Source organism: Methylobacterium planeticum (assembly GCF_008806345.1).
GTDB lineage: Bacteria > Pseudomonadota > Alphaproteobacteria > Rhizobiales > Beijerinckiaceae > Methylobacterium > Methylobacterium planeticum.
Genome location: NZ_VZZJ01000055.1, coordinates 1 through 10,974 on the forward strand (window position 1 = coordinate 1; position 10,974 = coordinate 10,974).

Genomic DNA, 10,974 nt, shown 5'->3' on the forward strand with positions numbered 1-10,974 from the left:
CTGTCCCCGCAACCAAACACCCGAAGGCCCGCCACGCTCACGCGCGGCGGGCCTTCGGCGTTCGGGGCAGGGCGTCGTGGTGCCGGGAGCCGTCCTCTGACGGGAGACCCACGGGCGCGCCCGAAAAGCCGCGGCCGGGGCCGCTCAGGCGACCTTGCGGCGGCCGCGCTTCGGCGGATCGGTGCGCGGCTGCTGGGCACCGGGGCGGCCGAGGCCGATATTCTTCGCCAGTTCCGATCGCTGGGCCGCGTAATTCGCCGCCACCATGGGGTAATCGGCCGGCAGGCCGAAGCGCGCGCGGTAGCCGTAGACATCGAGCCCATGCGCCGACAGGTGGCGCTTCAGGGTCTTGTAGGGCTTGCCGTCGATGAAGCTGACGAGGTGATCGGGCGTGATCGACTTGCGGACCTGCGCCGTCGTCACCTTCTCGGAGGGCTCGGCCGCCTCGGCGGGGGGCTGGGTCAGCGCGACGAGCGCGGTATGGACGGTCTGGATCAGGCCCGGGAGTTCGGAGACCGACACGTGATTGCGCGTGACATAGGCTGCGACGATATCGGCGGCTTGATCCGTCAGGTGGTCGGCTTCATGCGAAGGAACGCCTTCCGTTTCCATGATCTTCTCCTGAAAAAATCCTGCGTACTTCACCGCAAACGCTGCGAAGAGCCAAGCACATGCGCTTGTTTAATGCACAGGAAATAGCCTGCAACGAAGTGTGGCGGCATAGGATACGAACACTTTTACGCAAGTTCTCCGCGCAGTCGCACAACGCGCTCCGCTGCAACGACAGTCGGTCGTTCCAATGCCGCAAGCTCCGCGGTTTCACTCCGTGAAATGCCGCGGCTGACCACTCGGCCCCAACCGGTTGCCACGCAGAAAGCCGCTCCCGGTGCGGCGGAAGCGGCTTCAAGACTCGGATTCGCAGAGGGTGCGCCCGGTGCCGGTCGCGCCGCCGAGACGCATCACGCCGAGACGCATCACGCGGGCGTCAGGCGACCTTCCGGTCCGGCGCGTCCGCATCGCTCTTGCGGTCGAGGCCGCGTGCCGCGATCCCCCGCAGGACCGCCACCATCTCGTCGGATTGGCGATCGAGATCCGGTTCCGACCGCCATTCCGCGGAGCGGCGCGTCGCCAGCAGGCAGGCCACCGCCAGGGTCGCCAGGCTGGCGCCGATGGGAGCCGAGAGCAGCGACAGCAGGGCGCCCTGCGACCACATCAGGCCGGCCGTCGCGATTCCGCCCCCGATGGCGGTGAAGACCAGAAGCAGCACACGCATCTCCTTCGGTGACAGGCACTCTAGCAGCCTTCGGAGCCTACGCTGCGAGCTTCCGCCCATAGGGTGAGCGAAGCCCTAACGGAGGGCGGCCGGGCGCCAGTGGGTCTCGACGCAGTTCGCTCCCTCAGAGGTGCAGCATGGCGTCGGTCGGCGCCGCGACCGTGAAGCCATGGCCCTCGTAGACCCAGCCGGTTCCGGCCAGGCCCGCCTTGATGGCGCTCGCCTCGGCCTGGCTCGCGGCGAAATGGTGGAGGCCGGTCTCGGTGTTGAGGAAGCGCTCCAGGGTGAGGCTGCCCGGTGCGCCCTCATGCGCGAAGGCCTGAAAGGCGACGCCCTCGTAATGGTAGGTCGGCAGCGTCTTCAGGATGGTGTCGCGCTCGCCCGCGCTCGTCGTGAAGAAGTGCTGCGACGTCTTCGTGTCGAAGAAGCGAAAGACGTCGATCGTGTCGGCCGCCTTGTCGGGCACCGCCCAGGTCACGCCCTCGTAGGTGAAGCTCGGGAGCGTCGCCAGGATGCCCGCCTTCTCGTCCGGGCTCGTGGTGTAGAAATGGTCGCTCGTCTTGGTGTCGAAGAAGCGGAACACCGCGTCCGGGCTGGCCAGATTCGTCGCGGCCTGGACCGGGGTAGCCTGCGCCGTAACCGGGTTCGGCGTCGAGGTCAGGGACACCGGGACGACCGGCGCCGTGACCGCAACCGTCGCGGTCGCGGGCGTTGCCGCGACCGGCGTCGCGGCCACGGGTGCGGCCACGACCGGGGTCTGGACCATCGTCTTGGTGGCGAGGCCCGTCTGGGCATCGAAGCCGGGCGATCCGGCGCGCACGCCGTAGAGCGCCTGGACGGCCTCGATGTCCGACATCGTCAGGTCCTTGACCTGAGCCGGGTTGATGTTCGGGTTCATCACCGAGAGCCCCTCGCTGACGGGCCGGTGATCGATCCCGATCGCGTGGCCGATCTCGTGCAGGACGAGGTGGAACAGGTCCTGGCTCGGGCTGCTCGAGGCCACGACCGTGCTGCCGACGCTGTGATAATCCTCGGCGCTGTCGATCTTGATCGTGGCATGGGTCAGGCGCTGGCGCGCATCGTAGGTCCAGGTCGCGTAGCCGAGATATTGCAGCGGGCCGTCGATGGGGGTCTCGGTGAAGCCGATGTCCGGCGTGCTCGCCGCGGCGACTTCCTTGAAGTCGATATTGGCGTAGCGGGACCAGTCCGCGAAGGCGGCGCGGATCTGGGGCAGCCACCCGGCCTCGATGGTGGCATCGGCCGCCCAGGTGACGGTGCCGGCGCTCGTTCCCGCAGCACCCGTGCCCCACCGCGAACCGGTGAGTTCGTAATCGATCGACATCGTCCCAGCCCAGCCCCAAACCGGTGCAATTTTTCTGAAGCATTCGTGCGGTCTGAGCTGTTAAATAAGCCTTCAAGCTGAGCATCGGCCCGCGGCGATGGTTGCCGCCGGTTTAACCGGGCGGGTCTGCGCCGGCGGAGAGAAGTCCTAGGGACCGGCTTCTACTCGCGGACACTGCAAGGCGTGGACGCGAACGTCTCCGGTGAACGGGCCAGGTCGGGGAGCCACTTGCACACGCGACGGTTGCAGAGAGGTGATCAGGCCGGCGAACGGAGCGGCCGGACCTGCCTCGCCGCCATCGCTCCGGGTCGGGGTTGCGCTCGGCGGATTTTTTGGGCGCGGACCCCCTGCGATCTGTGGATTTCGGCCGCGATCGGATGCGCCGGCAATGCCGCGATCGAAGATGTCGCGCCGTCCGCGGACGCTCAAATTTTCGTTACCTGCTTGCACTGGATACAACGTGAGGGCGTATCATGGATACGGTTCCAAGCTCGCGCCTGCGCGCCGCTTCTCCGGCCTTCGTCAGCTTGAGACCGGGGCCGTGATGGCCCGCAGCGGAGCATGCGATGACCGGTCACGATCCGGACGCCCCCGCCAAGACCGGCGGGTCGACACGCGGATCGCCGACGGATGGCGCGACCGCGCCGGATGCGGAAAACGCCGCCGCGCCGCTGCCGCCGCAGGCCGAGCAGACCCTGAACCAGCTGGCCGACGCCCTCGGGGCGACGACCGCGCTCCTGCGGGGAGACCCGGAACTGGCGCAGGTGGCGGCCGGCGAGACGGTGAGCCTGTACGAGGCTTCGGCCCTGCTTCAGGCCTTCCTGGCGATCGAGAAGGCAGAGATGCGCCAGCGCTGCCTCGACTTCGTGCAGGAGGCGGCCCGTACCGCCGGCGGCGCGTGAGACCGGGCCCTCAGGCGCGGGCGGCCCGGACCAGGGCGGGCCGCTCCCGCAGCTCGGCCGGATCGAGCTCCGGCGTCCGGGCGGCGCTCGAGAACACCGTGTTGAGCCGCTTCGTCACGAAGTCGATGAAGCGGCGAGCCTTGGCGGGCAGCAGGCGCGACGTGGTCACGATGTAGACGGAGGTCGGTGGCAGCAGCCAATCCGGCAGGACGGGGTCCAGGCGCCCGCTGTCGAGGTCCCGCTCCACATTGATCAGGCTGGCGGTGGTGATCCCGCGCCCCGTGACGGCCAAGCGCCGCGCGAGGCTGAGACTGTTGCAGGAGATCCGGCCCGAGACCGTCGTGCTCACGGTCTCGCCGGCCCGGCTGAGCTGCCAGGTGGCGGATGTCGCGGCGACCGGCAGCACGACGTCGTGCCCGGCAAGGTCCTGCGGGTGCTTGGGGCGGCCGCGTGCCAGGAGGTAGGCGGGGGCCGCGAAGAGCCCGTTCTCCACCTCGCAGACCTTGCGGACGATCAGGGAGGCTTCCTTCGGTTCGTCGGTGGTGATGGCGAGATCGTAGTTCTCCCGCATCAGATCGACCTGGGAGGCGCGCAGATCGAGGTGGATGTGGACATGCTCGTGCTGCTGCGAGAATTCCGACACGATCCCGGACAGGTGCTGGATGACCCAGAAATCCGTGGGCGCCGCCACCTTCAGGAAGCCGCTCGGCCCCTTGGCCTGGGCGATCAGGTCGTCGAAGCTGCGCTGCGCCTCCTCGACGAGGCGGGTGGCCTGGGCGAGATAGGCCTCGCCATGGGGGGTGAGCGCGATCTTCCGGGTGGTCCGATCGAGCAGCCGGAGCCCCACCGCCGCCTCGAACTGCGTGATGCGGCGCGACACCGAAGATACCGGCATGTCGAGCGCGGTTGCGGCCTGGCTGAAGCTCTTCCGCTTGGCAACCTCCACGAACAGAGCCATGTCACGCAAGACTTGAGGGTACGGCATTGTCCCGAGGCTTTCTCCCTGACGTGAAGTCGGGCCGGGCGAGGCTGCCCCCACGCAAGATACACAACCCTAGATAGGCGTATCGCTGGGGTGGTCAAGCCTTCCTCCCCAGTTGTCGATGAGCATCTCTACACAAGATCGCCGCCAATCGACATGAATCGCGACCGAACTCATGGAGACGTCTGTTAAAATTTTATGGAAATCTTCCAGATTTCGCTTCGCTCCCGATCGAGGCGCGCGGATGCCTCAAGGTTGCTTAGTGAAGATTTCTCTTAAATTTAGGTGTTGTTCACCATATTTGCGCCTTGCTTGGTCCTGCGCTGATGACGCGGATCGTGGCGATTGCAAATTCGAGCGGTGTGTCGACGTCCGCAGCGATTTTTTCCTCGCAGACCTGTCGGGACCGGTGGGGGCATACCTGGTTCACCGATCGGCAGCCCGGCTGGTTAACCGGAAGTTGTGCTCCGTGGCGCGCCAAGTCGGATTTCGGAGCCGGCACCGCATTCAGGACTGGCTCGGACGTGCCCCCGACCAGGGTAACGAGGCCGGATGGGGTCTTGCATAGGCGGCAGGCGCAGGCCGGAGATCAGGCCAGCGGCCATCAGGCCTGCCGCGCTGCCGCCGAACGGTGCGGCAACGAGAGCGATGAACACTCCGCTGTCCCAGAACATGACCGTGGTCAGAAGGCCGCCGATCAGGGCCGCCAACATGATCCCAAACATAAGAACCCTCCCAGAAAAAGGTCCTTACCGGACATAATCTGAGTTCTCGTGCGGAACAGGCGATTTCAGAAATACTCCTTCCCGAATTGCATCGCTTTACGCTTTCATCCGTCGAAAATCTTTATTCATAACTATGCGAAGTGTCCGTGACAGTGCTTGCCGCTGAACCGCATCGAGCCGCCTGCGCCGGGAGATCCGTCCGCCCGGATCCAGTCGATCCTCCTATCATCAGGAGTGAATCCCGGTTCGTCACAGTCGAGACGTCCGTCGAGCAATGTCGGATTTCCGGATTTCCGGATTGCTCGGTGACTATCTGCAGCGGCCGGTTTCATTGGACGGAGATCGCGATGTTCCATGTGGTGATGATCGAAGAATCGTGAGGGCAGTTGCCTCCGGATGCCAGAACCCCGCCGCTATGATGGCCCTTCTGCGGGAAAGACCGGTTCATGTCCGGTCGATTGAATTTTCTCCGAATTTGAAAGCATAGTCGAATACGCGCAGATATGTCGCTGATCGATCTGAGATTTCTCGCATATTTGCGAAACTGAGAAGCTGCTTTTCATTCCGATTACTTTCTAACCCCTCGAACAGCCCCAGCTTACTGCCTGTATCCGACGAAGCGATCGGGCCGGCGCCATCCCCGGCAGCCGGATCGTCTCCGTCCGGAAATACAACCAGAAAGCGAATTTGGATGGGTTCCGTCACCGGAACCCGCGTTCCCATTGCGAGGGTCGTTCATGCCTACCACTCAGACGTTTGACGGACTCGTCGGCACCGCCGGCAATCCCCTTACGATCGGCGGTTATGTCTACGCTCTGAGGACGTTGAGTGGGGCGAATACGGGTACGCTCAGGGTTGCGAGCGAGCTCGGCGACGCGGTGCTCGACCTCGAATCCCCCGCGGGCTACCTGTCCATCGCCCAGGCGTCCGGCACGGCCTTCACCCTCAACGGCCTGACCATCGACCGGGACATCTCGCTTCTCGGCAACACCTACTTCGTCGGCTACCGCAACGGCGCACAGGTGACCGCCACCGAGGTCATCAACATCCTCGGCATCGGCGACCAGCGGATCACCTTCACGGGGCCGGAATGGTCGAACCTCACGGAGGTCCGGGTTTATTCCCGCAACGTCCTCGACGTGAATCTCGGCATCGGGTTCGCGATCGACGACGTCGTCACCACGGATACCACCGCCCCGATCGCGCCGACCTTGAGCGCCGGCGTGGCGGCGACCGCCGACAACACCCCGACCCTGACCGGGACGGCGGAGGCGGGTTCCACCGTCGCGATCCTGAGCGGCACCGCCGTCATCGGCACCACCACGGCCGCCGCCAACGGCAGCTACAGCTTCACCCCGATCACGGCGCTGGCGGACGGCACCTACAGCCTCACCGCCCGGGCGACGGATGCCAGCGGCAATATCGGCGGCGCCTCGGCGGCCGTGTCCCTCCGGATCGACGCGACAGCGCCGGTCGCGCCGGCCTTCACGGCGGGGGGCGGCCTGACCGGCGACAACACCCCGACCCTCACCGGCAGCGCCGAGGCGGGCTCCACCGTCACGGTTCTGAACGGCGCCACGCTCCTGGGCACCGCCGTGGCCGCGGCGAACGGCACCTTCTCGTTCACCCCGACGGTGTCCCTGAGCGACGGCACCTACGCGCTCACCGCGACCGCGCGCGACGCCCTCGGCAATGTCAGCCCGGTCTCGACCGCCCTGTCGGTCCAGATCGACACGGCGGCGCCGGGCGCCCCGACGATCCTGGCCCCGGGCCTCACCAACGACAGCACGCCGACCATCACGGGCACGGCGGAAGCCGGTGCCACCGTCACCGTCTATAACGGGACCACGATCCTCGGCACCGCCGTCGCGGACGGGGACGGCCGCTACAGCGTCACGCCCACGGCCGACCTCGCCGCGGGCATCTACAGCCTCACCGCCGCCGCCACCGATCCGGCCGGCAATGTCAGCGCCCGCTCGCCCGGCGCGAGCCTCGTCCTCGACCTCGCCGCGCCCGGCGCCCCGACCCTCAGCGCCGGCGTGACGGCGACCGCCGACAACACCCCGACCCTGACGGGCACGGCGGAGGCGGGTTCCACCGTCACGATCCTGAACGGCACCACCGTCCTCGGCACCACGACGGCCGCCGCGAACGGGACCTTCTCGTTCACGCCGACGACCGCGCTCGCGGACGGCCGCTACGCCCTCACGGCCACGGCGCGCGATGCGGCCGGCAACGCCGGCGCGGCGTCCGCGGCGATCCCGCTGCAGGTCGACACGACGGCCCCGGCCGTGCCGGCCTTCACGGCGGGGGGCGGCCTGACCGGCGACAGCACCCCGACCGTCACGGGCACCGCCGAGGCGGGTGCCACCGTGCAGATCCTGAACGGCGCCACGGTGCTGGGGACCGCCGTCGCGGACGGCGCCGGCACCTTCACGTTCACCCCGACGACGCCGCTCGCCCAGGGCAGCTACAGCCTGACCGCGACGGCGCGCGATGTCCTCGGCAACACGTCCCCGGCCTCTGCGCCGCTCGGCCTGACCCTCGACCTCACGGCACCGGGCGCGCCCGCCCTGAACGCCTTCACGGGGCCGACGAACGACACCACCCCAACCATCACGGGCACCGCAGAAGTCGGCGCCACGGTGACGATCCTCAGCGGCACCACGGTGCTCGGCACCGCCGTCGCCGACAGCGCCGGCGCCTTCACGTTCACCCCGGCGACGGGTCTGCCCGCCGGCACCGCGACCCTGACCGCGACGGCACGCGACCCCGCGGGCAACCTCTCGGCAGCCTCCCAGCCGGTCTCGGTCACCATCGACGTGACGGCGCCCAATGCTCCGGTGATCGCGCCGCTGGCGCCGACGAACGACACCACCCCGACCATCACGGGCACCGCGGAAGTCGGCGCCACCGTGCAGATCCTCAACGGCGGCACGGTGCTGGGGACCGCCGTCGCGGACGCCAACGGCGCCTTCTCGTTCACTCCGACGACGCCCCTCGCGCAGGGGAGCTACACCCTGACGGCGACCGCGCTCGACCCCGCCGGCAACACCTCGCCGGTCTCCACCTCCGTGCCCCTCACCGTCGACACGGCGGCACCGGGGACGCCGGTCCTCACCCCCTTCGGGGCTCCGACGAGCGACAACACCCCGGTGATCGCCGGCCGGGCGGAGGCCGGCGCCACCGTGACCATCCTGAACGGCACCGCCGTGCTCGGCACCGTGGTGGCCGACAGTACCGGCGCCTTCGCGTTCACCCCGACGGTCTCGCTACCCGACGGCAGGGTGAGCCTGACCGCGACGGCGCGCGACCCGGCCGGCAACCTCTCGGCGACCTCGGCCGCCGTGACCCTCGGGGTCGACACCGCGGCGCCCAGTGCGCCGGTGCTGGCGTCGCTGGCGCCGACGAACGACACCACCCCGACCATCACGGGCACGGCGGAAGCCGGTGCCACGGTGACGATCCTCAAGGGCACCACGGTGCTCGGCACCGCGGTCGCCGACGGCGCCGGCGCGTTCTCCTTCACGCCGACGACAGACCTCGCCGCCGGCACCGCGACCCTGACCGCGACGGCGCGCGACCTCGCGGGCAACGTCTCGACCGCCTCCTCGCCAATGTCGGTGACCATCGACACCGCGGCGCCGACGGTGCCGGTGCTGTCGCCCCTGGCGCCGACGAACGACACCACGCCGACCATCACCGGTACTGCGGAGGCCGGCGCCACCGTCACCATCCTGAACGGCGGGACCACCCTCGGCTCGGTCGTGGCCGGAGCGGACGGCGGCTTCGCCTTCACCCCGGGCGCGGCCCTGCCCACCGGCACCACCAGCCTGACCGCCACCGCGCAGGATGCGGCCGGCAACAGCTCCGGCCCCTCGGCCGCGGTGTCCCTGACGATCGACACCGCGGCGCCGGCGGTGCCGGTGCTGGCGCCCCTGGCGCCGACGAACGACGCCACGCCGATCATCACCGGTACTGCGGAGGCCGGCGCCACCGTCACCATCCTGAACGGCGGGACCGCCCTCGGCACGGTCGTGGCCGGAGCGGATGGCGGCTTCGCCTTCACCCCGGGCGCGGCCCTGCCCGACGGCAGCGTGAGCCTGACCGCGACCACACAGGACCCCGCCGGCAACATTTCGGGGCCCTCGGCCGCGATTTCGGTGATCATCGACACCGCGGCGCCCCCCGTGCCCACCCTCGCCCCGTTTGCGCAGCCCACCGCCGACAACACGCCGGCGATCAGCGGCACGGCGGAGGCCGGCGCCACCGTCACCATCCTCAACGGCGCCACCGTGCTCGGCACGGCCGTGGCCGACATCAACGGCACCTTCACCGTCACGCCCGTGGTCCCGCTGCCCAACGGCACCGTCACCCTGACGGCGACCGCGCGCGACGTCGCCGGCAACAGCTCGGCGGCCTCGGGCCCCGTGGCGCTCACGGTCGACACGGTCGTGGCGGGCGCACCCGTCGTCAATTACCTCCCGCCGACGAACGACACGACGCCGTTCGTCAGCGGCACCGCGAATGCGGGCGACACCATCACGATCCGCAGCGGCAGCACGATCATCGGAACCGGCACCGCCGGCGCGGGGGGCGCCTTCAGCGTCGAGGTCTCCGCGCTTCCGGAAGGCTCCAGCGCCCTGACGGTCTCGGCCACGGGCTCGAACAACATCGAGTCGGCGCGCGCGCCCCTGACCGTACTGGTCGACTCGATCGCGCCGGCGAGCCCGACGATCGGCGGCCTCCCGGGCCCGACGAACGACACGACGCCGACCCTCGCCGGCACGGCGGAGGCGGGGACGACCGTCACCTTCACGACTGGCGCGACCCCGCTCGGCTCGGTCGTGGCCGGCGCGGACGGGCGCTACGCGTTCACCCCTCCGACCCCGCTGCCCGAGGGCGATGTCACCGTCACGGCGGTGGCGCGTGACGTCGCGGGCAACAACTCGGCCCCCGTCAGCGTCTCGCTCACGGTCGATGTCACGGCGCCGGCCGTGCCGACCATCGCCGCCCTGCCGGCGCAGACCAACGACGCCACGCCGACCATCACCGGGACGGCGGATGCCGGCAGCACCGTGACGGTCTCGAACGGAAGCACCGTCATCGGCACCGCCGTGGCGAATGGCCAGGGCGTCTACACGGTGACCCCGACGACGGAGCTGTCCGACGACGCCGCGACCCTGACCGCGACGGCGCGCGATGCCGCCGGCAACGTCTCGGCGGCCTCCGGACCGGTCTCGGTCACGATCGACACCCGCGCGCCGGCCGAGCCGGTGCTGGCCGCGCTGCCCGCGGCGACGAACGACACCGGCCTCGTCATCAGCGGCACCGCGGACCCGTTCAGCACGGTGTCGATCAGCAACGGCGGGGTGCTCCTCGGCACCGCGACGGCCAATGCGTCCGGCGCCTTCTCGTTCACGCCGCCGACGCCCCTCCCGGACGGGGCCGCGACGCTGACCGCCACCGCGCAGGACGCCGCCGGCAACACCTCGGCGGTCTCCGTGGCCGCTACGGTGACGGTGGATGCGACGGCGCCGGCCGCGCCGGTCTTCACCACCGCCTCGGGCGTCACCGCCGACGCCACGCCGACCATCGTCGGCACGGCCGAGGCCGGCGCCACCGTCACGCTGTTCGACGACGGCACCCCCCTCGGCACGGTCCAGGCCGACGCCCGCGGCACCTGGTCCTTCACCCCCGGGACGGCCCTCGCCAACGGCCCCAACCTCATCACCGCCACGGCCACCGAC

General features: G+C 69.4%; 7 protein-coding genes. 2 read left to right on the forward strand and 5 right to left on the reverse strand.

Annotated features, from left to right (window positions below):
* Nucleotides 1-144: 144 nt before the first annotated feature.
* The 3 genes from F6X51_RS27010 to F6X51_RS27020 form a co-directional block, all read right to left on the reverse strand.
* A complete protein-coding gene (locus tag F6X51_RS27010; protein WP_150967081.1) occupies nt 145-612 on the reverse strand; it encodes a MucR family transcriptional regulator in 468 nt (155 codons plus the stop codon).
* Nucleotides 613-985: 373 nt separating this feature from the next.
* On the reverse strand, nt 986-1,267 hold the full coding sequence (locus tag F6X51_RS27015) for a hypothetical protein (protein ID WP_150967083.1): 282 nt from the start codon (nt 1,265-1,267) through the stop codon (nt 986-988).
* 130 nt (nt 1,268-1,397) lie between these two features.
* A complete protein-coding gene (locus F6X51_RS27020) occupies nt 1,398-2,615 on the reverse strand; it encodes a matrixin family metalloprotease (RefSeq protein WP_150967085.1) in 1,218 nt (405 codons plus the stop codon).
* 566 nt (nt 2,616-3,181) lie between these two features.
* Here F6X51_RS27020 and F6X51_RS27025 point away from each other — a divergent pair.
* On the forward strand, nt 3,182-3,517 hold the full coding sequence (locus F6X51_RS27025) for a hypothetical protein (RefSeq protein ID WP_150967087.1): 336 nt from the start codon (nt 3,182-3,184) through the stop codon (nt 3,515-3,517).
* A 10-nt stretch (nt 3,518-3,527) separates the two neighbouring features.
* Here the strand turns inward: F6X51_RS27025 and F6X51_RS27030 are convergent, their stop codons facing one another.
* Entirely contained in the window at nt 3,528-4,475 is a 948-nt protein-coding gene (locus F6X51_RS27030) for a LysR family transcriptional regulator (RefSeq protein WP_246697024.1), read from the reverse strand.
* A gap of 1,193 nt (nt 4,476-5,668) precedes the next feature.
* On the reverse strand, nt 5,669-5,929 hold the full coding sequence (locus tag F6X51_RS27035) for a hypothetical protein (RefSeq protein WP_150967091.1): 261 nt from the start codon (nt 5,927-5,929) through the stop codon (nt 5,669-5,671).
* 32 nt (nt 5,930-5,961) lie between these two features.
* On the opposite strand from F6X51_RS27035, the gene F6X51_RS27040 reads away from it, so the two are divergent.
* The coding region (locus F6X51_RS27040; protein WP_246697025.1) for an Ig-like domain-containing protein at nt 5,962-10,974 on the forward strand (5,013 nt) is incomplete at its 3' end.

Bases quoted from the DNA above. Each gene is read 5' to 3' on its own strand.
- F6X51_RS27020 (WP_150967085.1), bottom strand. From the start codon at position 2,615: ATGTCGATCGATTACGAACTCACCGGTTCGCGGTGGGGCACGGGTGCT.
- F6X51_RS27010 (WP_150967081.1), bottom strand. From the start codon at position 612: ATGGAAACGGAAGGCGTTCCTTCGCATGAAGCCGACCACCTGACGGAT.
- F6X51_RS27025 (WP_150967087.1), top strand. From the start codon at position 3,182: ATGACCGGTCACGATCCGGACGCCCCCGCCAAGACCGGCGGGTCGACA.
- F6X51_RS27030 (WP_246697024.1), bottom strand. From the start codon at position 4,475: ATGGCTCTGTTCGTGGAGGTTGCCAAGCGGAAGAGCTTCAGCCAGGCC.